Origin of the sequence: Leucobacter allii, from assembly GCF_022919155.1 — a bacterium.
In the GTDB taxonomy this organism is placed as follows: domain Bacteria; phylum Actinomycetota; class Actinomycetes; order Actinomycetales; family Microbacteriaceae; genus Leucobacter; species Leucobacter allii.
Genome location: NZ_CP095045.1, coordinates 3,008,444 through 3,034,965 on the forward strand (window position 1 = coordinate 3,008,444; position 26,522 = coordinate 3,034,965).

At 71.9% G+C, this 26,522-nt stretch carries 25 protein-coding genes; 6 read left to right on the forward strand and 19 right to left on the reverse strand.

The window, feature by feature from the left end; all coding sequences use genetic code 11:
* Positions 1–132: 132 nt before the first annotated feature.
* Positions 133–588: a DUF3817 domain-containing protein gene (locus MUN78_RS13930; protein ID WP_244691587.1), complete on the reverse strand. Its 456-nt coding sequence runs from the start codon at positions 586–588 to the stop codon at positions 133–135.
* Positions 589–802: 214 nt separating this feature from the next.
* On the opposite strand from MUN78_RS13930, the gene MUN78_RS13935 reads away from it, so the two are divergent.
* From MUN78_RS13935 to MUN78_RS13950, 4 genes are all read left to right on the forward strand, one after another.
* Positions 803–1,354: a hypothetical protein gene (locus MUN78_RS13935; protein WP_244727202.1), complete on the forward strand. Its 552-nt coding sequence runs from the start codon at positions 803–805 to the stop codon at positions 1,352–1,354.
* A 162-nt stretch (positions 1,355–1,516) separates the two neighbouring features.
* Positions 1,517–2,050: a hypothetical protein gene (locus tag MUN78_RS13940; RefSeq protein WP_244727204.1), complete on the forward strand. Its 534-nt coding sequence runs from the start codon at positions 1,517–1,519 to the stop codon at positions 2,048–2,050.
* Between the two features lie 164 nt (positions 2,051–2,214).
* Complete coding sequence (locus tag MUN78_RS13945; protein ID WP_244727205.1) at positions 2,215–3,732, forward strand: polysaccharide deacetylase family protein; 1,518 nt, start codon at positions 2,215–2,217, stop codon at positions 3,730–3,732.
* 78 nt (positions 3,733–3,810) lie between these two features.
* A complete protein-coding gene (locus MUN78_RS13950) occupies positions 3,811–4,074 on the forward strand; it encodes a hypothetical protein (RefSeq protein WP_244727207.1) in 264 nt (87 codons plus the stop codon).
* 41 nt (positions 4,075–4,115) lie between these two features.
* On the opposite strand, the gene MUN78_RS13955 is transcribed toward MUN78_RS13950, so the two are convergent.
* Positions 4,116–4,850 (reverse strand): DUF981 family protein, encoded by a 735-nt coding sequence (locus MUN78_RS13955; protein WP_244727209.1) that lies wholly within the window; start codon positions 4,848–4,850, stop codon positions 4,116–4,118.
* A gap of 205 nt (positions 4,851–5,055) precedes the next feature.
* Here MUN78_RS13955 and MUN78_RS13960 point away from each other — a divergent pair, with 205 nt between their 5' ends.
* A complete protein-coding gene (locus MUN78_RS13960; RefSeq protein ID WP_244727211.1) occupies positions 5,056–6,456 on the forward strand; it encodes an MFS transporter in 1,401 nt (466 codons plus the stop codon).
* A 159-nt stretch (positions 6,457–6,615) separates the two neighbouring features.
* Here the strand turns inward: MUN78_RS13960 and nrdF are convergent, their stop codons facing one another.
* The 14 genes from nrdF to MUN78_RS14030 form a co-directional block, all read right to left on the reverse strand.
* Positions 6,616–7,584, reverse strand: coding sequence for a class 1b ribonucleoside-diphosphate reductase subunit beta (gene nrdF / locus MUN78_RS13965; RefSeq protein WP_244691600.1), 969 nt, complete (start codon positions 7,582–7,584; stop codon positions 6,616–6,618).
* A 47-nt stretch (positions 7,585–7,631) separates the two neighbouring features.
* Positions 7,632–9,773 carry a class 1b ribonucleoside-diphosphate reductase subunit alpha gene (nrdE, locus tag MUN78_RS13970; protein WP_244694068.1) on the reverse strand — a complete coding sequence of 714 codons (2,142 nt, stop codon included), beginning with the start codon at positions 9,771–9,773 and terminating at the stop codon, positions 7,632–7,634.
* Complete coding sequence (nrdI, locus tag MUN78_RS13975) at positions 9,773–10,174, reverse strand: class Ib ribonucleoside-diphosphate reductase assembly flavoprotein NrdI (RefSeq protein WP_244691602.1); 402 nt, start codon at positions 10,172–10,174, stop codon at positions 9,773–9,775. Before nrdI ends, nrdE begins: the two co-directional genes overlap by 1 nt.
* Positions 10,175–10,329: 155 nt before the next feature.
* Positions 10,330–10,563, reverse strand: a complete 234-nt coding sequence (gene nrdH, locus MUN78_RS13980; RefSeq protein ID WP_244691604.1) for a glutaredoxin-like protein NrdH — start codon at positions 10,561–10,563, stop codon at positions 10,330–10,332.
* A 330-nt stretch (positions 10,564–10,893) separates the two neighbouring features.
* The gene (locus MUN78_RS13985) at positions 10,894–11,304 is read right to left on the reverse strand and encodes a hypothetical protein (protein ID WP_244727213.1); all 411 of its coding nucleotides are present in this window, start codon (positions 11,302–11,304) and stop codon (positions 10,894–10,896) included.
* 48 nt (positions 11,305–11,352) lie between these two features.
* Positions 11,353–13,335: a YhgE/Pip family protein gene (locus MUN78_RS13990; protein ID WP_244727215.1), complete on the reverse strand. Its 1,983-nt coding sequence runs from the start codon at positions 13,333–13,335 to the stop codon at positions 11,353–11,355.
* Positions 13,332–14,126 (reverse strand): phospholipase D-like domain-containing protein, encoded by a 795-nt coding sequence (locus MUN78_RS13995; RefSeq protein WP_244727216.1) that lies wholly within the window; start codon positions 14,124–14,126, stop codon positions 13,332–13,334. Before MUN78_RS13995 ends, MUN78_RS13990 begins: the two co-directional genes overlap by 4 nt.
* On the reverse strand, positions 14,123–14,968 hold the full coding sequence (locus tag MUN78_RS14000; protein WP_244727218.1) for a TetR family transcriptional regulator: 846 nt from the start codon (positions 14,966–14,968) through the stop codon (positions 14,123–14,125). The genes MUN78_RS13995 and MUN78_RS14000 overlap by 4 nt, the downstream gene beginning before the upstream one ends.
* 318 nt (positions 14,969–15,286) lie before the next feature.
* Entirely contained in the window at positions 15,287–16,132 is an 846-nt protein-coding gene (locus MUN78_RS14005; RefSeq protein WP_244727220.1) for an ABC transporter ATP-binding protein, read from the reverse strand.
* The gene (locus tag MUN78_RS14010; RefSeq protein WP_244727222.1) at positions 16,129–16,938 is read right to left on the reverse strand and encodes an ABC transporter ATP-binding protein; all 810 of its coding nucleotides are present in this window, start codon (positions 16,936–16,938) and stop codon (positions 16,129–16,131) included. Before MUN78_RS14010 ends, MUN78_RS14005 begins: the two co-directional genes overlap by 4 nt.
* Before the next feature lie 3 nt (positions 16,939–16,941).
* The gene (locus MUN78_RS14015; protein ID WP_244727223.1) at positions 16,942–17,790 is read right to left on the reverse strand and encodes an ABC transporter permease; all 849 of its coding nucleotides are present in this window, start codon (positions 17,788–17,790) and stop codon (positions 16,942–16,944) included.
* Positions 17,787–18,737 carry an ABC transporter permease gene (locus MUN78_RS14020; RefSeq protein ID WP_244727225.1) on the reverse strand — a complete coding sequence of 317 codons (951 nt, stop codon included), beginning with the start codon at positions 18,735–18,737 and terminating at the stop codon, positions 17,787–17,789. Before MUN78_RS14020 ends, MUN78_RS14015 begins: the two co-directional genes overlap by 4 nt.
* Before the next feature lie 5 nt (positions 18,738–18,742).
* Entirely contained in the window at positions 18,743–20,386 is a 1,644-nt protein-coding gene (locus MUN78_RS14025; protein ID WP_244727227.1) for an ABC transporter substrate-binding protein, read from the reverse strand.
* 23 nt (positions 20,387–20,409) lie between these two features.
* A complete protein-coding gene (locus tag MUN78_RS14030) occupies positions 20,410–21,612 on the reverse strand; it encodes a C45 family autoproteolytic acyltransferase/hydrolase (protein WP_244691621.1) in 1,203 nt (400 codons plus the stop codon).
* Between the two features lie 109 nt (positions 21,613–21,721).
* Here MUN78_RS14030 and MUN78_RS14035 point away from each other — a divergent pair, with 109 nt between their 5' ends.
* Positions 21,722–22,609 carry a MurR/RpiR family transcriptional regulator gene (locus MUN78_RS14035; protein ID WP_244727229.1) on the forward strand — a complete coding sequence of 296 codons (888 nt, stop codon included), beginning with the start codon at positions 21,722–21,724 and terminating at the stop codon, positions 22,607–22,609.
* Between the two features lie 186 nt (positions 22,610–22,795).
* Here the strand turns inward: MUN78_RS14035 and rlmH are convergent, their stop codons facing one another.
* The 3 genes from rlmH to MUN78_RS14050 are packed head-to-tail and all read right to left on the reverse strand — an operon-like array spanning position 22,796 to position 26,390.
* The gene (gene rlmH / locus MUN78_RS14040) at positions 22,796–23,254 is read right to left on the reverse strand and encodes a 23S rRNA (pseudouridine(1915)-N(3))-methyltransferase RlmH (protein WP_244727231.1); all 459 of its coding nucleotides are present in this window, start codon (positions 23,252–23,254) and stop codon (positions 22,796–22,798) included.
* A 13-nt stretch (positions 23,255–23,267) separates the two neighbouring features.
* A complete protein-coding gene (locus MUN78_RS14045; protein ID WP_244727232.1) occupies positions 23,268–24,506 on the reverse strand; it encodes a pyridoxal phosphate-dependent aminotransferase in 1,239 nt (412 codons plus the stop codon).
* 9 nt (positions 24,507–24,515) lie between these two features.
* A complete protein-coding gene (locus MUN78_RS14050; RefSeq protein ID WP_244730106.1) occupies positions 24,516–26,390 on the reverse strand; it encodes an ABC transporter ATP-binding protein in 1,875 nt (624 codons plus the stop codon).
* Positions 26,391–26,522: the final 132 nt, after the last annotated feature.

Genomic DNA, 26,522 nt, shown 5'->3' on the forward strand with positions numbered 1-26,522 from the left:
GGCGGCCCAGCGCGCGGCGGCACGGCGCCCAGTCGGCACGGCGCACTGCCGCCCCTCCGGCGCGCGGCCGGCGGCCTCACACGCAGCCGGCACGACGGCCGGCCGATCCCGCGCGGCGCCGCGTCCGTCGCGCTACTCCCGCGGCACGGGCGGACCGAGCCACAGGAGCACGGAGAACACCGCGGTCACGGCGAGAACGAGCAGCAGGATCGCCCACCACGGGTGCCGGAGCACCCAGGCCTGGAGGTGCTCCAGGAGACCGCGCGGCCGCTCCCGGCCCGGGGCGAGGCGCCAGTCGCCCGCGAGCCAGCCGCGTCGATCCGCCAGGATCTCGAACGGCAGCGTCGCGAAGGGGATCACGGCGACGGCGAGCCCCGCGACGCCGATCCCCGCGCGCCAGCGCTGGTTCACCCAGACGAAGACGGTGACGGCGCAGTAGGCGAGGAACACGAAGCCGTGCGCGCCGCCCGCCGGGCCGATCAGTCCATCGGTGACGCCCGCCCCGCGGAGGATGAGCGCGGTGATCAGCCCCGCCCAGGTGACGAGCTCGGCGAAGGCGAAGACGCGGAACAGGAGGCGGGGCGACATGCCCCCACGCTATCCGCACGCCCCTGGTGATCCGCTCCATCCGTCCGATGAGTCGCACCGCGCGGACGGCCGGCGGCTGCGTGCCGCACGGCCCGGACCCGCCGGATGAACCCGCGATCAGCGGCGCGCACCGCCCCGCCGCTACGCTGGCCCCAGAATCACTCGCGACTGCGCACCTCGAACGCGCTCCGCGCACCACTACTCCGAGGAACAGATGAACGCCTACGCTCCGGCACCGCACCAGTACCCGCCGCTGCCCTCCGCCGTGTTCTCAGGCGCATTCGGCGACAACGTCTCCGGCGCGTGGTTCCCCGCACGCGCCGAGGTCGGCAACGGATGCATCACCCTCTGGGTCGCACAGCCGAACGGCTGGGCGCAGTACTTCAGCGTGCCCGCCGCCGAGGTGACGGTGAAGTCGGCGGCGCAGCGCATCACCCTCGTCGTGCGCGGCCAGAGCTTCCCCCTCCTGGCGGACCCGCGCGCGGTCGATCGGGCAATCAAGCATGCGATTCTCGGCGGCGTCGCCGACATCCTCGACAAGCCCCGTTTCGAGTTGGGTGTGGACTTCGCGCGCACGATCAACGTCGCCGGCTCCGCGTACTCGTTCCATCTCGGCGGAGGGCCCGAGTTCCTCGCTGCCGCGCGGCAGTCCGGAGCACGCACCTCGCGCGCCGGGTACGGGCTGATTCTCGGACTCGGCTGCGGCGGCGGCATCCTCGTCGTGGTCGTCGTCACGCTCGTGACGCTCGCGGCGATCAGCCTCTGACGCCGATCCGTCGCTCGTCGGGGTGCACGCCGGCTCCGGGGCTCGCGAGCGGAGGCTACGCGATTTCCTCGCGCACCCCGTGAAGATCCGGGGCGCAGTCGATACACTGCTCGGGAGTCCGCCCGGCGCGAGCCGGGCGGCACCCGAGCGGAAGGGGCCGCGGTGTCGAAGGGTCGTGGAGGCGCGGCGCGGCGCGCGCTGCTCTGGATCGGGGGCGCCCTCGCGGGCCTCGTGATCGCGGCGCTCCTCGTCGTCGTCACCCCGGCGGGCCAGCGCGCCCTGGCCTCCGCGACCGGACGCACGGCGACCGGCGACGAGCCCGTGCTGCTCGGCCCGGACGCCTCGGCCTCGGTGCTGCCCCCGGCGGGCTGGCGCGTCGAGGGCCCCGTCGCCGAGCGGCTGTGGCTGCGGAGCCCGGATGCCGGCGTCGCGGTGGAGATCAGCGCGGGCAGCGCTGAGGAGGATCCCGAGGCGCTCGTCCGCGAGACGCTCGGCATCGACGCGTTCGTGAACCGCGAGACGCTCGGCTCGGGCCACACCGTGACCCACGGCGCCGACGGACCGCGGCTCGTCGCCGTGGTCGCGTCGCAGCCGCCCCTCGTGTTCGTCGTCTCAGCGGGCGACGCCGGCGATGACGACCGCGGAATCGAGGTATACCGGCCCGCGATCGCCGGGATCCTGGAGAGCGTCTCATGAGCCCCCTGCGGTTCGGACTGCCGGGGCGCGGACGGCCGGATCGCGATCAGCCGGATCGCAGCCCGCGCGCGCATCGATCGCGGGCCCGAGGACCGCGGCTCGCCCTGGCGTCACTGCTGGTGCTCGGCACCGCGCTGCAGCTCGGAGTCGGCTCGGCAGCGGCGGTGACCACCGCAACGGCGGCGGGGACGGCGACGGGAACGGCGGCGGAAGCGGAGACCGCGGCGGCATGGGAGCCGCCCGCCTGGCCCGAGCGCGCCTTCGCGGTGTCGGACCCGGTCGCTCCCCGCTCCCCCGAAGGTCTCCCCCTGGCGCCGCAGCGCATCGTCCACGCCGGGGCGAACGTCGAGGCCCGGTTCGCGTACCTGCCGCACGAGGCGTTCAACGCGCACATCGACGAGACGATCCGGGAGGCGCTCGGGCGCCTCGCCGCGGCCGGCTCGGCGCCGTACCGGCCGGCCGCGGGGACCGGGCTGAGCGAGCGCGGCTGCGTCGAGGGCTCCACGGAGCTCGGCGCCGACGAACTGCTCGCGACGCTGCCCGGTCCCGGCGTCGGGCTCGTGCTGGCCTGCGACGCCGTGCTCGCCGCGGGCAGCGTGCTCGGGATCCGCGTGCGCGTCGTGCTCGGAGAGCCGGGGGCCGTGGCGGAGGACCGGACATCGACGCTGTACGCGGACACCGCCTCGGGCGCCGTGCTGCGCCCGTCGGAGCTGTGGCGCACGGAGGCCGAAGCCGAGATCTGGGGCGGACTCGTCGAGGCCGCCAGGCGGGAGGCCGGATCCCTCTCGCTCGCGGAGATCGCGGACCCATCGGAGGCGCAGCGCGACGAGCTGCGCGACGCGATCGGCTCCGCCGAGGTCGCCGACGACGGCTCGCTGGTGGTGCGCGTGCCCGAGGGCTTCAGCGCCGCGGAGCTGTCCGGGCTCGAGCCGTCGGATCGCGTCGTCGCGCTGCCGCCCGGGGCGAGCGCGCCGCTGCTCAGCGAGGCCGGGGCCTCGCTTATCGCCGCCGCCGCGAGCGGCGACTACACGGGCCCCGCCCTCCCCGCGCCCGGTGAGCGCCACGTCGACTGCACGCTCGTGCCCTGCGTCGCCGTCACCTACGACGACGGTCCCTCGGCGCTGACCCCGGCCCTGCTCGATGCGCTCGCCGAACGTCGGGCCGCAGCCACTTTCTTCATGCTCGGCAGCGCGGCGGCCGCGTTCCCCGACGTCGTGAGCCGCGCCGCCGCGGAGGGCCATGAGATCGGCAACCACACCTGGAACCACCCCGCGCTGCCGAAGCTGCGGGCGGCGAAGGTCCGCGAGCAGATCGATACGACGAGCGCGACCCTCACCGGGATCACGGGGCGACCCGTGACGATGTTCCGGCCGCCCTACGGCGAATACACCGGCGCCACGCTCCGCGCCGCCCGGCTCCCGGCGATCCTCTGGAGCGTCGACACCAACGATTGGAAGGGGCCGCCGCCCGAGGAGCTCGTCGCCACCGCCGTCGGCACCCCCGTGCCCGGCGACATCGTGCTCATGCACGACATCCACGCCGGCACGGTGGAGGCGGCCCCGGCGATCATCGACGGCCTGCACGACCGCGGCTTCACCCTGGTGACGGTCTCGCAGCTCCACGGCGGCGCGGCACCTCTCGGCGTCGGGGTGGGCGCGGGCCCCGACGCGACGCGGGGGTGAGCGAGGGAGCCGTATACCCCCTGGGCGCCGCCTGCGCAAGGCGTTGAGGGGCGTCGGGGGCGGGACTAGCGTGAACCTATGAACACCGAACAACACCACCAGGACGACCGTGACGAGGGCGCCGACGCCGGGGCAGGCGCCGACACTGCGACGGGCGCCGAGACCGGGCGCGGCTCCGCGACCCGCCCCGAGACCGGCGCCGAGGGGACCATCGACGCCCCCGTCATGGACGGAGCGACCGACCACTCCGAGACCGAGGTCGACCCGCGCAAGGGGCAGTCGGATCCCGCGCTCATCCGCGACATCGACGCCGGGAAGAAGACCGTCAACCCCTACGGGTGAGCGGTCGCCGATCCGGAGCACCGCTCCGGGCCGCGCCCCGCTCAGCCCATCGTGTTCACGATGAGGCCGATGTGGGTGTAGAAGTTGAGCGCGCCGAAGAGCAGGAACGCGACGCCCGCGATCGCCCAGACGACGCCCATGGTCTTCGCCGTGCCGCTCAGCGGACGCGTGCGCGAAAATGAGCGGAGCGCGAAGGGGAAGAGCACGGCGCCGAGCCCCACGAGGGCGAAGAGGCCCGACATGAAGCTCGCCTCGAGCCACGGCCACTGCGCGAAGGCGCCGGAGACCGGTTCCTCCGCCGGAGCCGCGAAGAGCTGGAAGACGATCCCCGCGGCGGCGATGCCGAACAGCGCGAGCCCGAGGCCGAAGACGAAGACGGAGAGGGGCTTCGCCGTCGCCGCGACCTCCTCCGCACGATCCTCCGCGTCCGCGAGCACCGCGGCCCGCTTCCAGAGGTAGAAGGCGGCTGCGAGCAGCAGCACGCCGAGCCCGAGGCTCGTCTCGCCGAAAATGATGTTGTCGAACGGGAAGTACTTCGCGAACGGCCAGGTCAGGGTCATGTGCGCGCCCGTCAGCGTGAGGAGCACTCCGAGCACTCCGGCGCCGAGCGCCCAGCCTTCGCTCCGGAAGCGCTCGTCCCGGTGCAGCGATCGGCCGAGGGACACGAGCAGCAGCAGCCCCGCCCCCGCCGCGATCGACATGATGGTGTTGTAGGTCGGCATGGTGGTCCAGTCGATGACCAGATCCCCGCCGCCTCCGGTGAAGAAATCGTCCATGACGCTGCGCTCCTCGGACTCGCGTGAACGACAGGGCGCCGCCTCGCGAGTCCTCCTGCGACGGCGCCGCGCTCTCTGCAGTACAACGCGGAGGCGCCTCGACTGTTCCCGATGGCGCCCGGATCGACGTACCGGCCTACAGTGGGAAGCGAGTGCGCCGTCCGCGTGCCGCCCGAGCCGATGCTCCGAACCGAACGGTCCAGACATGACGAACGCCGCACAGCAGGGAACGATCTGGGATCCCGCGCGCTGGGGGATCACCCTGGGCTCCGTCGCGCTGATCTTCCTCGCCGCCATAGAGGCGCTCGCCGTGACCACCGTCATGCCGGTCGTCAGCGCCGAGCTCGAGGGCGAGAGACTCTACGCGCTCGCCTTCTCGGGCACGCTCGCCACGAGCGTGATCGGGATGGTCGCCGCCGGCGGGTGGAGCGACCGGTCGGGGCCGCGGGGGCCGCTCTTCGCGGCGGTCGCACTCTTCCTGCTCGGCCTCGTCGTCTCCGGGATCGCCGTGGACATGGATGTCTTCATCGCCGGCCGCCTCATCCAGGGGCTCGGCGTCGGGGGGCAGACGGTGTCGCTGTACGTGCTGATCGCGCGGGTGTATCCGCGCGAGCTGCACGGCAGGATCTTCGCCGCCTTCGCGGCGGCGTGGGTCGTGCCGTCCATGGTGGGGCCCGCGCTCGCCGGCGCCGCGGCGCAGTTCCTGCACTGGCGATGGGCGTTCCTCGGCGTCGCCGCGCTCACTGCGCTGTCGTTCCTCCTCCTCGCGGCGCAGCTGCGCGGCGTCTCGATGAACCGCAGCGGCGAAACCGCGCGCGACCCCTCGCGCGACATCCCGAGCCTGCGGGCGATCGGGGGCCGCCTGCTGCTCTCGATCGTGGTGGCCGGCGCGTGCGTCGGCGCCGGCTTCGCCGCAGAGGTGCCGCCCGCGGCGGGCTGGGCGATCGCCGGCGGCTGCCTGCTGCTCATCGGCGTCGCCATCGCGCCCCTGCTCCCGACCGGAACGCTCCGCGCACGCCCGGGACTGCCGAGCGTGATCCTGATGCGCGGTCTCGTCGCGGGAGCGTTCCTCTCGGCGGAGGCCTTCGTGCCGAAACTCCTCATGGACCGCTTCGCGTTCACCCCCGTGGTCGCGGGGCTCGCGCTCACGGCCGCCGCGCTCGCCTGGTCGTCGGCGTCGTTCGTCCAGGGCCGGTACGGCGATCGGATCGGCAGCACGGCCATCGTCGCGATCAGCGTCGCGCTCATGGCCGCCGGGATCCTCGCCCTCCTCCTCGTCGCAGTCTCGGGGCGGGACCCCTGGCTCGTGGTGGTCGGCTGGGGCGTCGCGGGCGGCGGGATGGGCCTCGTCTACCCGCGGCTGACGGTGCTGACGCTCGCGTTCTCGACACCCTCAGAGGAGGGTTTCAACTCCTCGGCGCTGTCCGTCTCGGATGCGACCGGATCGGCGTTCGCCGTCGCGGCGAGCGGCCTCGCCTTCCTCGCCTTCCCGCTCGCGGGCTCCGGGTTCCCGGCCGTGTTCGTCGCCGCCGCGGCCGTGCTCGCGCTCGCGCTGATCCCGGGGCTCAGGATCGGGGACGCGGAGCCGCTGCGGGCCGCGAGATGATGCGCGGGACGCGCGGGCGACGGGCCGGAGCATGGGTGGAGTGCGGGCAGCATGTGGCCAGATCAGGGTACGAACACGAGGACGCCCCCGCGGCGCCCGGACTCTCCGTCCGGCCGCCGCGGGGGCGTTCGATCTCGAAATATATCCTGATCGGGTTTTCTAGAAGTCCCAGTCCTCGTCCTCGGTGGCGACGGCCTTGCCGATGACGTAGCTCGATCCCGAACCCGAGAAGAAGTCGTGGTTCTCGTCCGCATTCGGCGAGAGCGACGACAGGATGGCCGGGTTCACGTCGGTCATCTCCTTGGGGAACATCGGCTCGTAGCCGAGGTTCATGAGCGCCTTGTTCGCGTTGTAGTGGAGGAACTTCTTGACGTCCTCGGTGAGCCCCACCGGGTCGTAGAGGTCCGCCGTGTACTTCGCCTCGTTCTCGTAGAGGTCGTACAGCAGCGCGAAGGTGTAGTCCTTGAGCTCCTGGCGGCGCTCCTCCGTCTCGCCCTCGAGTCCCTTCTGGAACTTGTAGCCGATGTAGTAGCCGTGCACGGCCTCGTCGCGGATGATGAGGCGGATGAGATCGGCCGTGTTCGTGAGCTTCGCGTGGCTCGACCAGTACATCGGCAGGTAGAACCCGGAGTAGAACAGGAAGGACTCGAGCAGGGTCGAGGCCACCTTGCGCTTCAGCGGGTCGTCGCCCTCGTAGTAGTCGACGATGATCTGCGCCTTCTTCTGCAGATTCGGGTTCTCCACCGACCAGCGGAAGGCGTCGTCGATCTCCTGCGTGGAGCACAGCGTCGAGAAGATCGACGAGTAGCTCTTCGCGTGCACCGACTCCATGAACGCGATGTTCGTGTAGACGGCCTCCTCGTGCGGGGTGATCGCGTCGGGGATCAGCGACACGGCGCCGACGGTGCCCTGGATCGTGTCGAGCAGCGTCAGCCCCGTGAACACGCGCATGGTGAGCAGCTTCTCGGCCTCGGTGAGCGTCGCCCACGACTGCACGTCGTTGGACAGCGGCACCTTCTCGGGCAGCCAGAAGTTGTTGACGAGGCGATTCCAGACCTCGAGGTCCTTGTCGTCCTGGATGCGGTTCCAGTTAATCGCCTGCACCGCGTGTCCCAGCTTGAAGTTCATCGGTTCTCTCTACTCCGCGAGTTACTCAAATAGCGTCTGATCAGTGGTTACAGCATGCAGCTGACGCACTCGCTCATGTCCGTGCCCTCGAGGGCGAGCTGGCGCAGACGGATGTAGTAGATCGTCTTGATGCCCTTGCGCCAGGCGTAGATCTGCGCCTTGTTGATGTCGCGCGTGGTGGCGGTGTCCTTGAAGAACAGCGTGAGCGACAGCCCCTGGTCGACGTGCTGCGTCGCCGCGGCGTAGGTGTCGATGATCTTCTCCGGGCCGATCTCGTACGCGTCCTGGTAGTACTCCAGGTTCTCGTTCGTCATGAACGGCGCCGGGTAGTAGACGCGCCCGAGCTTGCCCTCCTTGCGGATCTCGATCTTCGCGGCGATCGGGTGGATCGAGGAGGTCGAGTTGTTGATGTAGGAGATGGAGCCGGTCGGGGGAACGGCCTGCAGGTTCTGGTTGTAGATCCCGTGCTCCATGACGCTCGCCTTGAGCTCGCGCCAGTCCTCCTGCGTCGGGATCGCGATGCCGGCGTTCGCGAAGAGCTCGCTCACCCGCTCGGTCTCGGGCTCCCACGCCCGCTCCGTGTACTTGTCGAAGAACTCGCCCGAGGCGTACTTCGAGTCCTCGAAGCCGCCGAAGACCGTGCGGCGCTCGATCGCGATGCGGTTCGAGGCGCGCAGGGCGTGGAAGAGCACCGTGTAGAAGTAGATGTTCGTGAAGTCGATGCCCTCGACGGAGCCGTAGTGGACGTGCTCGCGAGCGAGGTAGCCGTGCAGGTTCATCTGGCCGAGGCCGATCGCGTGGGACTGATCGTTGCCGTCCTCGATGGAGCGCACCGAGGAGATGTGGCTCTGATCGCTCACCGAGGTGAGCGCGCGGATCGCGAGCTCCACCGCGGAGCCGAGGTCGCCCCCGTCCATGGCCGCGGCGATGTTCATCGAGCCGAGGTTGCAGGAGATGTCCTTGCCGATCTGGTCGTAGCTCAGATCCTCGTTGTAGGTGGTGGGCGTGTTGACCTGCAGGATCTCCGAGCAGAGGTTCGACATGTTGATCCGGCCCTTGACCGGGTTCGCCCGATTCACCGTGTCCTCGAACACGATGTAGGGGTAGCCGGACTCGAACTGCAGCTCGGCGATGGTCTGGAAGAACTGGCGCGCGCTGATCTTGGTCTTCTTGATCCGCGCGTCGTCGACCATCTCGTAGTACTTCTCCGACACGGAGATGTCGCCGAAGGGCACCCCGTAGATGCGCTCCACGTCGTACGGCGAGAAGAGGTACATGTCCTCGTTCTTCTTCGCGAGCTCGAAGGTGATGTCGGGGATCACGACGCCGAGCGAGAGGGTCTTGATGCGGATCTTCTCGTCCGCGTTCTCGCGCTTGGTGTCGAGGAACTTCATGATGTCGGGGTGGTGGGCCGAGAGGTACACGGCGCCGGCGCCCTGACGCGCGCCCAGCTGGTTGGCGTAGCTGAAGCTGTCCTCGAGGAGCTTCATCACGGGGATGATGCCGGAGGACTGGTTCTCGATCTTCTTGATCGGCGCGCCGGCCTCGCGCACGTTCGACAGCAGGAGGGCCACGCCGCCGCCGCGCTTCGACAGCTGCAGCGAGGAGTTGATGCCGCGCGAGATCGACTCCATGTTGTCCTCGATGCGGAGCAGGAAGCAGGAGACGAGCTCGCCGCGCTGCGCCTTGCCGAGGTTCAGGAAGGTCGGCGTCGCCGGCTGGAAGCGGCCGGAGATGATCTCCCTGACCAGGCCGCGCGCGAGCTCGTGGTCGCCCTCCGCGAGACCCAGGGCGACCATCACGACGCGATCCTCGAAGCGCTCGAGGTAGCGCTTGCCGTCGAAGGTCTTGAGCGCGTACGAGGTGAAGAACTTGAACGCGCCGAGGAAGGTCGGGAAGCGGAACTTCATGGCGAACGCCTCGTCGCGGAGCTGCTCGATGAACGCCAGCGGGTAGCTCTCGACGAGCTCGCGCTCGTAGTAGTCGTTGTCGATGAGGTAGCGCATGCGCTCCTCGAAGTTGTGGAAGAACACCATGTTCTGGTTGACGTGCTGCAGGAAGTACTGCCGCGCGGCCTCGCGGTCCTTCTCGAACTGGATGTTCCCGTCGGCGTCGTACAGGTTCAGCATCGCGTTCAGGGAGTGGTAGTCCATGTCGCTGATCTTCGAGGAGTCGAGCCCCGGCTCCATCACTGCTGTTTCCAAAACTGTTCCAATCCATCGTGGACGGCGCTCACGTCGTCCGGGGTTCCAAAGAGTTCGAATCGGTAGAGGAAGGGCACCCGGCACTTCCTCGCGACGATGTCGCCGGCGATGCCGTAGGCCTCGCCGAAGTTCGTGTTGCCGGCGGCGATCACCCCGCGCAGCCGGCTCCGGTTGCGCTCGTCGTTGAGGAATCGGATCACCTGCTTGGGCACCGCCCGGGTCTCCGGGCCGCCGCCGTAGGTGGGGAGGATGAGCACGAAGGGGTCGGTCACGACGAGCGGATCGTCCTTCGCGTGGAGCGGGATCCGCAGCGCGGGCCGGCCGAGCTGCTCGACGAAGCGGCGCGTGTTCCCCGACACGCTCGAGAAGTACACCAGATCCGTCATGCGCTCACCCCCGTCGCCTGATCCTCGGTGCTACGGAACCGCCCCCGGCGACCCGGGGCCGAGGCCTCCGGACGCCGTGGGCGGTTCGGGAACGGTATCGTTCGAACGGATGCGATCATGGCTCCGCCGGGCGGGCGCCGATCGCGCCGACGCGATTACGCGAGACGGCTGGCGAGCTCCGAAATCTTGTCGGGGCGGAAGCCCGACCAGTGCTCGTCGTCCGTCACCACCACGGGAGCCTGCAGGTAGCCGAGCTCCTTCACCGCTTCCAGCGCGCCGGCGTCCTGCGAGAGGTCGAGCACGTCGTACTCGATGCCCTTGCTGTCGAGCGCCCGGTACGTCGCGGTGCACTGCACGCACGACGGCTTGGTGTATACCGTGATGGCCATGTCACGCCCTTCTCTCGAAACTCGTCGGCCCCGTCCGAGGCACTACATATAGTGAATCATACCGGAGCCGACCACAACATGATGTAGTTACACGAATGTAGTTTTCCACCGCCTCTCCACCGCCGGGAGCCCGATCTTGGGGAGAACTTTCGGCGGAGTTCCGCCCCTTTCCGAGGGTTATCCACAGCTTCGGGAGCCCCGGAATTTTTCGCTCGGCACCCCTCCCCCGGCGTGTCGCGCGTGGAGCCGTCCGGATGCCCTCGCGGAGCCGTCCGAGCACGGCCGCGCGCCCTCTCCGGGACGCCGCGCACCCCTGCGAAGGACCCGCATTCAGAGCGCGATCGGCCACAGCAGCTCCGTTCCGTCGGGCTGGAACCAGCGCAGTACGAGCATCGCGTCGGGAGACTCCACGGCGGCGTCGCCCCGCGTCCCCCGCAGCGCCACGCGCAGCCGCTCCCCCGGGAAGACAGTCCGAGGCAGCGACAGCCCGAGCATGCCGGCCCCGGCCAGCGCGAACCGCACCGAATGGAGCGCGGACTCGCCCCGGTGCTCCACCTCGACCACGCCGGCGGGCGAGCGCGCGACGACCCGCCAGGGCACCGGCACCGCGACGGCGGATTCGCGAGCCGCGGCAGGCGCGGCCGCGGGCGACGCGGCGCCGTCGGCCCCGGGGACGAGCCGCACCGCACGACGCCCGCGCACGGGCGCCTGCAGCCGGGTGGAGAGGCGGAAGGGGTTCATGCCTCCATCACAGCAGGGACCACCGACATAGGGAGGGGTTGGTCTCCCCTACCCGATGAGACTCGGCTGCAGGTCCCTGAGCGTGCGCCGCCGCGTCTGCCTGGCCACGCCGGCCATGGCGGCGGCGAGCGCCGCGACGAGCCACAGCGCGATCACGGCGACGTCCCCGCCGACGCGATCCCATCCGGCGCCGCCGTACATCACCTGCCGCATCGCATCCACGACGTAGCCCATGGGGAGCACGTGGTGGAGCGCCGCGAGTGGTGCGGGGAGGGTCTGCCAGGGGAAGGTGCCGCCGGCGGTCACGAGTTGCAGGACCATGAGCACGAGGCCGATGAACTGGCCGACGGAGCCGAGCCAGACGTTGAGCGCGAGAATGATGGCGCTGTACGTCGCCGAGGCGCACACGAGCAGCCCGAAGGTCGCGAGCGGGTTCGCGAACTGGAAGCCGAGCGTGATGGCGAGCACGCCGAAGAGGCCGAGCATCTGCAGCCCCCCGAGGAGCGCCGGGGTGGCCCAGCCCGCGAGCGTGACCCGCACGGGCGCGTTGAGCGCGGTCACCGCGCGCTTGGAGATGGGCTTCACGATGAGGAAGAGCGCGTAGATGCCGATCCAGGCGGCGAGGGCCGCGAAGAAGGGCGCGAGGCCGGCCCCGTAGTTCTGCGCCTGCGTCACGGCGTCGGAGCGCACCTCGACCGGTGCGCCGAGCGTCTCGGCCTGCGCCTGCCGCGTGTCCGCATCCGCGTCGGGGAGCTCGGCGGCGCCGTCGGCGAGGCCGGAGGCGAGCTCGGCCGCGCCGCTCTCGGCCGACTCGAGCCCGGCGGCGAGCGTGCCGATGCCATCGCGGAGCGTCGCCGCGCCCGTGGCCGCGGTGCCGGTGGCCGCGTCGAGTTCCGCGGCGCCGGAGTCCGCGGTGGCCGTGGCGGCGGAGAGCTCGGACGCCCCGCTCGCGGCGGTCTGGGCGCCGGCGGAGAGCTGCGTCGCCCCGTCGACGAGCTGCCCGGCCCCGGCATCGAGCTGTTCGATCTGCGCGCGGGCGCCCTGCACGCGTCCGGCCGCGTCGATGAGCGTCGCCGCGACGGGGTCGAGCCGGGCGAGCACCTCGGAGATCTCGGCCTCGCTGAGCCCGCGCTCGGCGAGGGCCGCACGGAGGTCCTCGCGGAGCGTCGGGAGCTGGCCGGCGGCGCCCTGTACGGCGTCGTCGACCGCGTCCGCGACGGCCGCGATCTGCGCGGTGCCGCCGCGCAGCTGCTCCGCGCCGCCGGAGAGCTCGGTGAGGCCGGAGGCCAGCTGGGCGTTCCCGTCCGCGAGGCGCGCGGCGCCGTCGTGGATGCTCACACTGCCCGCGGAGAGCCGCGCCGCCCCCTCGTGGATCTCGGCCGTCCCGTCAGCGAGCCGGGTCGCGCCGTCGGCGAGCTCGCCCGAGCCGTCAACGGCGTCGCCGAGCCCGTCGTGGAGCTGCGCGGCGCCGTCCGCCGCGTCGACGAGGCTGAGCCGGATCGTGTTGAGCGCGTCGAGCATGGTCAGCCCCGCCTCGTGCACGACGGTCTCCGTGACGGTCGTGCGGATCCTCTCGACGGCCTGTTTGCCGATGGTCGACGCGAGGTAGTTGTTGGCGTCGTTGGTGAGCAGGACGATGTCGGCCGCGCGCGGCTCGTCGCCCTGGATCGAGGCGATGGCCTCCGTGAAGTCGCTCGGGATCTCGACCGCGAAGTCGTAGCCCCCGTCGTCGAGGCCGGCCTCGGCGGCGCCCCGGTCGACGGCGTGCCAGTCGAAGGTGTCGCTGTCGAGCAACTGCTCGGCGACCTCCTCGCCGATGTTGCGCGCGCTGCCGGAGACCGTCGCGCCGTCGTCCTCGACGACGAGCGCCACGGGCACCTGCGAGAGCTTCCCGTAGGGATCCTGATTCGCCCAGAGGTACAGGCCGCCGTACAGGATGGGCACGCAGACGAGCGCCACGAGCGCGAGCACGGACATCTTGCTGGAGAGGAGCCGCCGGAACTCGGCGGTGACGATCTGCGCGATCTTCATGCGGCGCTCCCTTCGGACGACTCGAGCGGTTCGTGAGATTCAGGGGATCCGGGGGATCCGGCGAGCGGGTGCGATCGCGACGCGGAATCGGCGGCCGGGCGCTGGGGCGGGATCTGGGTCGGGACCTGGGCCGGGAGCTCCGCATGGTCCGAGGCGGGGACCTCCGCGGGTGCGGGATCGGGACCCTCCCCGTGCAGCACCTCCCAGGAGGCGCGGCCCGCGATGACGAGCACGGCGAGACCGCGCCCCGCGAGCTCCTCGGCGATCCGCCACCAGATCCGGGGCCGACCGCCGTGGCGATCGGGGGCGACGAGCACGAGCGCCCGGACCCCCGGACGGCTCGCCGCGAGCTCGCAGAGCATCCGGATGCGCCGGGACGGCTCCACCTGCCCGATCGGCACGCCGACGAGGTCCTCGAAGCCGTGCTCGTGCATCCAGCGCCGCGCGGTGATGGGGTTCGCGGGCCGACCGGCGAACATGAGCTCCTCGGTGACGACGCCCACGGCGAGCACATCGCGGTCGGGCTCGCTCACGGTCGGCGCGTCGACGAGCGCGGAGGTCCGGCGGAGACGCCGCCGCGCCGCCGCGCCGGAGAGCCGGTCGCCGTCCTCGACGAGCACGGCGCCGGAGTCGGGCCGCATGCGCCCCGAGGCGATGAGCCCGAGGACCGTCGGCCGCTGCTCCGTCTCGGCCTGCACGAGCACGGCCTCGCCGGAGGAGACGACGGCGGAGGTGGGGGCGAGGATCCTGGCGCGCGCGCCCTTCGTGACCTCCCGCAGCTCGATCCTCATCGCCGCGCCCCCTCGTCCGCTGCGGGCGCACCGGGCGCACTGGGCGCTCCGGGCGCATCGGTTGCCGCGGGTGCATCGACCGCGGCGGATCCGCCGGGACCGCCGACCGCGTCGACCCCGCCAGCCCCATCGAGCCCGCCGACCGCATCGAGCCCGCCGGCCGTGTCGGCCGCGTCGGCCGCGCCGGATCCACCGGGCCCGCCGGGCGCCGGCCGCGCCGAAGCGCGTCGCGGGAGGCGCGCGAGGAGCGCCTCGGCCTCGCGCCAGCCGAGACCTGCGGCGCTGAGCGCCGCGCGGGGCGCGAGCGCGTGGCGGGTCGCCTCCGCGGGATCGATCCGCATGACGGCGCCGCGCACGACCTCCTCGATGAGCCGGGCGGTGACCCGAGCGGGGACGTCCGCGCGGATCGCGCCGTCCGCGCGACCGGCGCGGCAGATCTCGAGCAGGCGCGCGCGCACCGGCGCGAGGGCGGCGGCGCTCGCGGCGAGGTGCTGCTCGTCGAGGGCCAGGGCCGCGAGGGCGTGCACGTGCACCGCCGCCTCCCAGAGCTCGGCGGCCAGCGCGGCGAGCGCGAGCAGCGGCTCCGCGGCGGCCTCGGCGTCGGCGCGCTGCGCGCGGGCGATCTCGTTGAAGCGCTCGGCTCCCTGCGCGATGACGGCCGCCGTGAGCGCGCCGCGGTCGGCGAAGTGGCCGTACAGGGCGCGCCGGCTGAGGCCGGCGGCTGTCGCGATGGCATCGAGGGACGCGCCGGGGTCGCGCGCGAGCAGCTCGGTGGCGGCGGCGAGGATCGCGGCGCGGTTCGCCTCGGCGTCCCGGCGGCGCGCGGGGGTGCGGGTGGTCATCCCCCCATCGTAAGAACTTTCACACCATTGTGCAAGTTCTTACGCGATCGGGATCTCCTGGCGCCGCCCGCCCGCCGCCCGGGGCCGATCCCGCGCGGCTTCCGTCGGCAATGCGGCTTCGGTGAGCCCGATCGGGCCGATCCTGACTCACCGAAGCCGCATCGCCGACGGAGCGCACGTCGGAACCGCAGCGGCGGATCCCGGCGCGTCCCCCGCGCCCGGCCCCGCAGCACACCCGGCCCCGCAGCACACCCAGCACCCGGCCCCGCAGCACCCAGCCCCGCAGCACCCAGCCCCCAGGCACCCGGCCGAGCGCCCTCACCCGCCCTCGGCGACCGCCTCCATCCGCTGGGTGAAGCTCATGCGCTCGCGCACCACCCGCTCGGGGTCCCACCCGGGCCCCGGCGTGGAGGCGATGAGCAGCCGGGAGTACGGGTGCTCGGGGGCGGAGAGCACGCGCGCCGTCTCCCCCTGCTCGACCACGGTCCCGCGGAAGAGCACGAGCACCCGGGAGCACAGCTCGCGGATGACGGCGAGGTCGTGGCTCACGAAGAGATAGCTCACGCCGGATTCGCGTTGGATCTCGGCGAGGAGCTCGAGCACCTGCGCCTGCACGGACACGTCGAGGGCGGACACCGCCTCGTCGAGGACGACGAGCTTCGGCGACACCGCCAGCGCCCGCGCGATCGCGACCCGCTGCCGCTGCCCGCCCGAGAGCTCGTGCGGCTTCGCCCGCGCGTGCCGCTCGGTCAGCCGCACCCGGTCGAGCAGCGCGGCCAGGGCGCCCGCGGAGACGTCCGCGCCGCGGTCGTGCAGGCGGATCGCGCGGCGCAGCGTCTCCTCGACGGTGAGTCGGCGGTCGAGCGAGCCGTTCGGATCCTGGAACACCATCTGCACGGCACGGGCCCGGGCGAGGCGCTCGGCGCGGCTCCTGGCCGGCCGCAGGCGGTCGACGCCGTCGATCACGGCGCTGCCGTCGTCCGCGTGCTCGAGGCCGACGAGGATCCGCGCGATCGTCGACTTGCCCGATCCCGACTCCCCCACGAGCCCGAGGGCCTCGCCCGGCTCGATGGCGAAGCTCACCCGGTTGACGGCGGTGACATCCTCGGCGCCGCGCCCCATGCGGAACACGCGGTGCAGCTCGGAGACTTCGACGAGGCTCATGACGGCTCCTTCGGGGCAAGCACGGGCGCGGCCTCGATGAGGGAGCGCGTATAGGGATGGGCGGCCTCGGCGAAGAGGCCGGGCTTCGCCAGCGTCTCGACGATCTCCCCGTGCCGCAGCACATGGATCCGGTCGCAGATCGCGGCGGCGAGGTGGAGATCGTGGGTGATGAAGAGCATGCCGAGCCCGCGTTCGCGGATCTGCCGCTGGAAGATCGCGATGATCTCGGCCTGCGTGGTCACGTCGAGCGCGCTCGTCGCCTCATCGGCGAGGATGAGCGCCGGGTCCGTGCTCAGCGCCGCGGCGATGACGACGCGCTGCAGCATGCCGCCCGAGAGCTCGTGCGGATACTGCCGCATGCGGCGCTCGGGCTGACTCAGCCCGACGGCGCCGAGCAGCTCGCGGATCCGTTCGTCGGCGCGTCCACGGCTCCAGCCGTGGACGCGGACGAGCCGCTCGGCCAGGGAGTCGCCGATGCGGCGCACGGGGTTGAGCGCCGCGCGCGGATCCTGCTGCACGAGCGCCACGGACTCGGCGCGCACGCGGCGCCGAGTGGCGGGATCGGCGCCGACCATCTCCACGCCGTCGACGCGGATGCTGCCCGAGATCCGCGCCTCATCGCCGTACAGCCGGAGCGCCGCCCGCACCGTGGTCGATTTCCCCGAGCCGGACTCGCCGACCAGGCCGACGAGCTCGCCGCGGTCGACGCCGAGGCTGATCCCGCGGAGGATCGGCGTCGGATCGGCGCCGGGATCGGAGGGGCCCGCCGCGAAGGCGAGCTCGAGATTCGTGATGTCGAGGAGCATCGCTCACCCTTTCGCGAGGAGTCGGTCGGCGACGCGCACGCCCGCGACGTTCACCGCGATGACGACGAGCGCGATGGCCGCGCCGGGCACGAGCGTCGGGAGGAAGTGGCCCTGGATGATGCCCGCCTGGCCCTCCTGGACCATGAGGCCCCACTCGGAGCTCGGCGGCTGGGCGCCGAAGCCGAGGAAGCTCAGCGTCGCGAGGCTCATGAGCGCCTCGCCGAAGAGGACGACGAGGTAGCCCACGAGCGCGGGGAGGAGGTTCGGCACGACGCCGCGGAGGCAGATCGAGAGCCCGCCCTGACCCTGCACGCGATAGGCGTCGATGTAGGGCCGCGCCATCTCGCTGAGGGCGAGGCTGCGCGTGTACTTCGCGATCACCGGCGCGTACGCGAGGGCGAGGGCGACGACCGCGGTGGCGGGGCCCTTGCCGAAGACCGCGATCACGAGCACGACGAACAGCAGGCCGGGGAAGGCGAACATGACATCCGTGACGCGCGCGAGGAGCGTGTCGACCCAGCCGCCGCGCCACGCGGCGAGGACGCCGATCGCGACGCCGATGACGGTCGCGAGCGCGAGCAGCAGCACGGGTCCGAGCAGCGTCTCCCCCGTGCCGATGAGGAGCCGGGAGAAGAGGTCGCGCCCGAGCTGGTCGGTCCCCAGCAGGTGCTGCGCGCTCGGCGGCGCCCAGATGGCCGCGAAGTCGATCTCGTCGGACGCGTAGGGCGCGAGCAGGGGGCCGAGGAGGGCCGCGAGCACGACGAGCGCGAGGAAGCCGGCGGCGACCCAGAACCCGACGGCGGAACCGCGGCGCTTCCGGGAGCGCAGGCGCGGGGACAGGAGCGCGGTCACGCGGTCACCTTCCTTCGGTCGATGCGGGGGTCGAGCACGGGCAGCAGGAGGTCGACGATCGTCGTGACCACCATGTAGGCGACGACCATGAAAAGGAGCACGGCCTGCACCACGGGGAAGTCGTGGGTGTTGATCGCGTCGACGAGGAGCGAGCCCACTCCCGAGAGCCCGAAGACGGTCTCGACCGCGACGGTGCCCGCGATCATGCTGGCGATCACGAGGGCGACCATCGTGATGATCGGCCCCCAGGATCCGCGCAGCACGTGATCGCGGACGATGAAGCGCTCGCGCAGTCCGGTCGCGCGCGCCGCTTCGACGTGCTCGGAGGTGAACTGCTCGATCATCGATTGCCGGGTGACCCGGCTCACGATCGCGAGCGCGGTGATCGACAGCGTGAGGGCGGGGAGGGTGAGGGAGACGAGCCGATCGACCCCGCCCGAGCCGGCGCCGGCGACGGGGAACCACCGCAGCTGCACGGCGAAGAGCGCGACGAAGGCGATGCCGAGCACGAAGGAGGGGATGCTCGCGGCCAGCGTCGTGCCGCCGACGACGAGCGTGTCGGTCGCCCGACCGCGCCGCACGGCAGCGAGGACCCCGAGGCCGATCCCCACGACCGCGAGGATCACGGCGGCGTAGCCGACGAGCGCGAGCGTGACGGGCACCCGGGCCGCGAGCAGCGCGCTCACGGGCTGGTGGTACTGGAAGGACTGCCCGAAGTCCCCGGTGAGCGCGCCCGAGGCCCAGTGCCAGTACTGCGCGAGCAGCGGCTCGTCGAGGTGGTACTGGGCCCGGACGCTCGCGATCCGCTCCGGGGTCAAGTTCTCGGGGTTGCCGATCAGGAAGGTGACCGGATCCCCCGGAGCGGCGAACATCGCCGCGAAGATGATGAAGGAGGCGATCACCAGCGTGAGGATCATGCCGGCGAGCTTGCGGATCGCGTGGGACATCGGGATCAGCGCTCCGCGCTGCCGAGCGAGGCCGCCCACGGGGTGTAGATGTAGGCCGCTGAGGAGGGGACGCCGGTGACGTCGTTCGCCATGATGAGCGTCGCCGGAGTCGCCACGACCGGGATCCAGACGGCGTGGTCGACCCAGCGCTGCTGCAGCTCGATGGTGATCTCCGCGCGCTCGGCGTCGTCCGTCGCCGCGTAGCCGGCGGCGACGAGCTCGTCGTACTCGGGGTCGGCGAAGCCGGTGAAGTTCACGCTCGCGTCGGACTTGCCGTTCTTGTAGAAGCCGAGCGGGTCGTTCTTCGAGATGTAGTACTCGTCGGGCCACAGATCGGCCTGTCCGCGCAGCTCCGCGTCTGAGTAGAAGTCGCCGTACTGCACCTGCGGGACGACGAGGATCTCCGCCTCGAGGCCGATGGACTTCGCCGCGGCGACGAGGGCGTTCGCGATGACGTTGTGCGAGGAGGAGCCGTTCGAGGCGACGACGATCGTCTCCTCGGGCCCTCCGGCCTCGGCGACGAGCGCCTCCGCTGCGGCGAGGTCGTCCTCGCCCGGCTTCGCGGGCGCTCCCTCGAGCGCGTCGTAGGCCGCCTCGAACGCCTCGGCCTCATAGCCCCAGGCGCCGGAGCCGACCGGCGTCTTCCAGGGCTTCGCGAGCCCGCCGAAGGCCGCCGTCGCGATGCCCTCGCGGTCGAGGGCGAGGGAGAGGGCCTTCCGGATCCGCTCGTCGCCGAGCGCGCCGCGGTCCGTCGCCTCGAGCACCCAGGCGTTCGTCGACGGCCCCTGGAAGACGGAGACGTCCGTGCTGCCGGCGAAGCTCGTCGCGGCGCCCGCGTTCTCGAGGTAGGCGCCCTGGGCCTCGCCCGTGGTGAGGCTGTTGGCGATCGCCGACTCCTCGGCCCAGCGGAAGACGACCTCGTCGGTCAGCGCATCGACCTCGGGGTCCCAGTAGTCGGCGAACTTGGTGATGGTGAGCGAGGAGCCCGCCTCCCACGCCGTCACCTCGTAGGGGCCGCTGCACGCCGAGGCGGCGCCGGGGCCGCCGAAGGCGTCGCCCTCGGCCTCGATGACGCGGGGGTTCCAGACGATGCCGCCGTCCCCGGCCATGGCCTGCAGCAGGATCGCGTCCGGCTGGGAGGTCGTGATCGTGATCTCGTCCGCGGCGGTCTGCTCCATCGCGACCACGTTCGCGTACTCGTCGGACTCCGCGGCCCCCTCCGCAGCGTGGCGCTGCAGGCTCCAGAGCACGTCGGCGGTGCTGACGGGGCTGCCGTCGTGGAAGACGGCGTCCTGCCGGATCGTGAAGACGAGGTGCGTGTCGTCCGCCCACTCGGCCGCGGAGGCGATGCCCTGCCCGAGGCTGAGGTCGGGCTGGACGCGCATGAGGCGGTCGCACACGTTCGCGAGGATCGTGTCGTCGGCGGTCGTGGCGTCGATGTCGGCGTCGAGCGTGGTCGGCTCGCCGCCGAGCATCCAGGTCGCACGGTCGAGCGGGCCGCTCGCGGCGGGCGTCTCGGCGGCGAAGGGGGCCTCGATCGCGGCGGCGGCCCCGTCGTCGGCGCCGCCGGAGCTGCAGCCGGTGAGCGCGAGCGCCGCGACGCTCACGGTCGCGGCGGCCAGTCCCAGGGGATGATGCGTGTTCTTCATCGAATTTCGTCTCCTCATCGGGGTCAGGGTGCGGTCGGTGACGGGGCGTGCGCCGCGAACGGATCGCCCGGCCCGTCGTAGAGGTTCCAGGGCAGCAGCTCGTACGGCGTTTCGCAGGGGAAGCCGTTCGCGATGCGGTACTCGCCGGTCGTGAGGTCCACGCAGCTCGAGAGCAGCGTGGACCACTGCTTCACGGCCGGCGCATCGGGATGCGGGTGGGTGCAGACGCCCTCGGGGTAGCCGAGATGGTCGGACATCGCGGCGCGCACGAGCGCCAGGCTCTCCGCGGTGGACGTCGCCCCGGCGACCCGCGCGAGCCCGGCGGTGACGCGCGGCAGGCGCAGCAGCGAATCGGCGGAGACGGGTCGGTAGGAGCCCGCGAGCTGCGGCGGGACCGAGGCCTGGAAGTGATTCGTGTGCGCGAGCAGGCCGTCCGCGGGGTAGAGCCAGTCCACGCCGCCCGGGGTCGTCTCCAGGTCGATGCCGAACCCGCTGCGGTGCGCGAGCAGCGCGTTGCTCGCGATGTGCGGCCGGGTCTTCACGAGCGTCTTGAGCGCCGCGGCGATCTCGCCGTGGTCGAGGACCAGGCGCCGGATGAGCGTCTGGGGCAGCCCGATGCCGGAGCCGAAGCTGCCGCCGAGCCCGTTGGCGTTGAGGGCGATGCCCGCGGAGTTCGCGCCGTGCCGGCCGACCTGCCCCGCCTCGAGCTGCATGATGATCGTCGGCAGCGGATCCTGCACGATGCGGACGATGAGCGTCGTGCCGGCCGTGCGCGTGCGCCAGTCCCAGTTCTGGCCGACGAGGGTGTGCCCGGTCCCGCTCGCGCGGCCGGTGAGGAAGAAGGAGGTGCAGCCGTCGACCGCGTCGCGCTCCTCATCGGCCTCGGGCTCCGGCGGCGGGCTCGGCGCGGCGTTCGCCTGATGGTTGTAGACGAACTCGCCGCGGACGTTGAGGGTGAGGATCTCGGCGAACGCCACGCCCGCCCCTTCGGCGATCCCCCGCATCTCCTCGACGAGGTGCGGGGCGTGCCGCTCGCTCACGGGGAGCCACTGCGAGACGGAGTCCGTGATGGCTGCCCAGCTCATCCCCGTCTGCTGCGTGAGCGCCTCGGTGTAGTAGGCGATGGCGTCGGCGATGAGATCCGCCGCGGCCTCGCCGTACTGCCGACCGCGCTCACGGGGCGCTCCGCTGATCTCGATCGTGCGGATCGGCGTCGTGGCTGCCATGCGACCTCCCTGTCGTGCGCGATACGTCTTGCGCATTTCCGGCGTTGCCGGGAAGATGATTGGAACATCCGTTACGGATGATCCTCGTTTAGAACAGAATGATACATCAATGGAATCGTTTGTAACAACCGATACGGACAACCCGGCCCTCGCCGGGCTCCGCGAGCGGATCTCCGGGGCGTGGGACGAGCTCTCGAAGTCGGAGCGGGCCGTGTGCCGGGTGCTCTCCGCGACGTCGGCGGAACGCCTGCTCTACGCGAGCGCCGCCGAGCTCGGCACGCAGAGCGGCACCTCGAACGCCTCCGTCGTGCGCACCCTCCAGCGTCTGGGGTACTCGGGGCTGTCGCAGCTGAAGCAGGAGGTGGCGGCGCCGTTCACGAGCACCGTCGCCCCCGACGTCCGGTTGAAGCACCGGCTCGACCTCATCGGCCAGGACCTCGCGCGCATCCAGCAGGAGGTGTGGGAGGAGGCGGCGTCGCTCGTCGAGCTCGCCGCCTCCGCCAACGACGACGACGCGTACTCCGCCGCGATCAACCGGCTCGTGCGCGCCGAGACCGTCTACTGCTACGGGCTCGGCGCCTCCGGCATCGCCGCCGGGCATCTCGCCCTCCGGCTCCGCCGCACGGGGCTCGCGACGCGCAGTCTCGACTCCGACGGCTTCCGGCTCGCCGACGAGGCGATGAGCATGGGGGTGAAGGACGCCCTCGTGGTCTTCGCCCCCGGCCGGGTGACCCGGGATATCAACGTGCTGCTCGACCACGCATCGCTCGTCGGGGCGAGCCGCATCCTCATCACCGACGAGCTCGGCGACCGCCTCGCCGACCGCGTCGACGCGACGCTCATCGCACCGCACACCCCGACCGGGCTCACCTCAGACGGCCTCGCGGGGATCCTCGTCGCGGACGTCCTCGCGCAGGGCATCTCCGCCGTGGCCCCCGACTCCGCGCTGCGCTCCTCCCAGCTGCTCAACGACCTCCGCGCCCGGCTCGGCTACTGAGCGGCCGCGGCCCGCGGGCCTCTGCAGCGCGGCTTCCGTCGGCGATGCGGCTTCGGTGAGTCCGATCGGGCCGATCCGGACTCACCGAAGCCGCACGGCCCACCGGAGCGACGCGCGAGGGCTCCGCGGCTCCGCAGCCCCGGCGCGTGCCCGCAGCGCCCCGCGCCCGCGCCGCAGCCCCGCCGTTCACACGTGGTGGTAGGGACGCCCCGCCGCGATCTCCTGGGCGCGGTAGAGCTGCTCGGCGAGCACGAGCCGCACGAGCTGGTGGGGGAAGACGAGCCCCGACAGGCTCCACACGAAATCGGCCCGGGCGCGCACCCGATCGTCGACCCCGTAGGCCCCGCCGATCACCGCGGTCACGGATCTGCCCGCGTCGAACGCCCCCTGCAGCGTGCGCGAGAGGCCGGGCGAGTCCACGTTGCGCCCGCGCTCGTCGAGGAGCACCACGAAGGCGTCGCGATCGAGCTTCGCGAGGATGCGCTCGGACTCCTCGGCACGCGCCGCCTCGTGCTCCCGCGCCGAGTGCGGCAGCAGCAGCCACGCCGCGTCGAAGGGCTTGCGCAGCCGCTTGCCGTAGCGCTCGATGCCCTCGGCCACCCAGCTCTCGTGCTTCTTGCCGACGGCGAGGATCCTGATGTTCATCGCGGCTCCCGCTTCAGCCGACGCGCACGGCGTCGAGATGCTCGGCGATCCGCCCGATCGCCTCCGTGAGCACCGGCACCGCGGGCAGCGTGACGAATCGCAGGTGGTCGGGGGTCGCGAGGTTGAAGCCGCGGCCGTTCGTCACGAGCACGCGGGTGGCGCGCAGGAGCTCGATCACGAAGGCCTGGTCGTCGGCGATCGGATAGGCCTCGGGATCGAGCCTCGGGAAGAGGTACATGGCCCCGCCGGGCAGCGCGCAGCTCACCCCCGGGATCGCCGTGAGGAGCCGGTGAGCGACGTCGCGCTGCTCGCGCAGCCTGCCGCCGGGGGCGCAGAGCTCCGCGATGCCCGACCATCGCGACGCGGGGTCGAGCGCGACCGGGATCGCGTGCTGGGCGGGCACGTTCGCGCACATCCGCATGTTCGCGAGCAGGGTGAGCCCCTCGAGGAAGTCGCCGGCGACGGCGCGATCCCCGGAGATGACGAGCCAGCCGGCCCGGTACCCGGCCACCCGCTGCGCCTTGGAGAGTCCGCTGAAGGTGAGGCAGAGCGTCTCGCGCACGTGCAGCGCCGCGTGCTCGTGGCGCGCGCCGTCGTAGAGGATCCGGTCGTAGATCTCGTCGGACATGAGCACGAGGCCGTGGCGCTCGGCGAGGGCCGCGAAGCCGCGCACGAGCTCCGCGGAGTAGACGGCGCCGGTCGGGTTGTTCGGGTTGATGAGGACGATGCCCTTGGTGCGCGGGGTCACGAGCCGCTCGATGGCCTCGAGATCGGGCATCCAGCCGTTCGCCTCGTCGCAGGGGTAGTGCACGGCGCGGCCGCCGGAGAGCGTGACCTGCGCCGTCCACAGCGGGTAGTCGGGCGACGGGACGAGGATCTCGTCGCCGTCGTCGACGAGCGCCTGGAGCACGAGCGAGATGAGCTCGCTCACACCGTTGCCGATGAGCACCTGCTCCGGCCCCACCCCGGCGACGCCCTCCTCCGTGTAGACGCGGGCGACCGCCTCGCGCGCCGGGAGGATCCCGCGCGAATCGCTGTAGCCCTGCGCGCTCGCGACGGTGGCGCGGAGCTCCTCCACGATCTCCGGCGGCGCCGCGAAGCCGAAGGGCGCCGGGTTGCCGATGTTGAGCTTCAGGATCTCGTGCCCGGCCCGCTCGAGGCGCTCGGCCTCCTGCAGGATCGGGCCGCGCACGTCGTAGCGGACGCCCTTCAGCTTGCTCGACTGCGTGATGGGACGACTGGTAGCGCGCACGCCACGATCCTACTGCTGCTGGGCGTAGAGCTCCGCGTAGGCGCCGCCGAGCGCGAGGAGCTCGGCATGGGTGCCCTCCTCGAGGATGCGCCCGGCGCCGATGACGTAGATGCGGTCGGCGTCGACGACGGTCGAGAGGCGATGCGCGATCGCGATCGTCGTCCGCCCGCTGCGGGCGTCCTCGAGCGCGTGCTGCACGATGCGCTCGTTCACCGTGTCGAGCGCGCTCGTCGCCTCGTCGAGCACGAGCACTCTCGGGTTCTTCAGCAGGACCCGCGCGATCGCGATGCGCTGCTTCTCTCCGCCGGAGAGCCGATAGCCGCGCTCCCCCACGATCGTGTCGTAGCCGTCCGCGAAGCCCGCGATCGTGTCGTGGATGTTCGCGAGCCCGGCCGCTCGCTCGATCTCCTCGATGCTCGCGTCGGGCTTCGCGTAGCGGAGGTTGGCCGCGACGGAGGCGTGGAAGAGGTACGGCTCCTGGGTCACGACGCCGATGCGGTCCATGAGCGCTTCCTGGGCGAGCTCGCGCACGTCGTCCCCGCCGTAGCGCACCGCGCCCGCGCTCGCGTCGTAGAGGCGCGGGATCAGGTTGCCGATCGTCGTCTTGCCCGACCCCGACGCCCCCACGAAGGCGACGAACTCGCCCGGTTCCACGTGGAACGTCACCCCGTCGAGGGTCGGCCGGTCGCCCGCGGCGGCGTCGGGATAGCGGAACGAGACCGCGTCGAAGTCGATGCGTCCGGCGCGTCCGGGCGCATCGGAGGGCTCGCGGGCGTCCGGGGCGTCGACGATCGCGGGGCGCAGGTCGAGGTACTCGAAGATCCGCGCGAAGAGCGCTCGGGAGGTCTGCAGGTCGAGGGCGATCCGCATGAGCGCCATGAGCGGGAAGAGCAGCCGCGACTGCACCGTCGTGAAGGCGACGATCGTGCCGGCCGTGATCCCGGCTTCGAAGCCCTCCCCCTGCGCCGCGGCGATGATCCAGCCGGAGACGAGGTACACGATCGCCGGGACCGCCGAGAGGAAGACCTGGACGAGCGCGAAGAAGACCTGGCCGCTCATCGTCTGCCGCACCTGCAGGTCGATCTGCCGCGCGTTCTCCGCGGCGTAGCGGGCCGTCTCGTCGCTCTGCCGCGAGTAGGTCTTCGCGAGCAGCACGCCGGAGACCGAGAGCGCCTCCTGCGTGATCGCGGTCATCTCCGAGAGCGACTCCTGGGTCTTCCCGGCGATCTTCGCGCGGATCCGCCCCACCCGCCGCTGCGCGATCACGAGCACCGGCAGCAGCACAAGGGCGATGAGGGTGAGCTCCCAGCTGAGCACGAGCATGGCGACGGCGGCCGAGATGACCGTGACGGTGTTGCCGACGACGTTCGTCACGGTGTTGGTGAGCACGTTCGCGACCCCGCCGACGTCGTTCTGCAGCCGCGACTGGATCACCCCCGTCTTCGTGCGGGTGAAGAAGCCGAGCTCCATCGACTGCAGGTGCCGGAAGAGCTGCACCCGCAGATCCCCCATCACCCGGTTGCCCACGCGCGCCGTGTACCGGGTCTGCACGATCCCGATCCCGGAGGAGACGACGAAGACCGCGATCATCGCGCCGACGAGCCAGCCGAGGATCCCGAGGCGCGGACCCCCGCCGTCCACGGGGAAGAGCCCGTCGTCGAAGACGCGCTGGGTGAGCAGCGGCGGCAGGATCGCGAGCGCCGCCGAGAGCAGCACGAGCACGATGATGACGGCGAGCTGCCACCGGTACGGACGGAACAGCTCGGCGATGCGCCGACCGATGTCGGGGATCGACGGGGCCGCGCTGTTGAGCTCGCGCTGCCGATCGGTGTCGCCGGAGGAGATGCGCGACCCGCGCCCGCCCGGTCCCATGCCGCCGCCCATGCTCATGCCTCGCAGGATAGCGCGCGGGCGCGCCGCGCGGGCGGATGTTCGCGGCCGGCGCCATCGGCTCCCCGCGGCCCCGCGGATACATGTCGCGTCTTCAGCATCTTCGGCGTAAACTGGAAGTTCTGA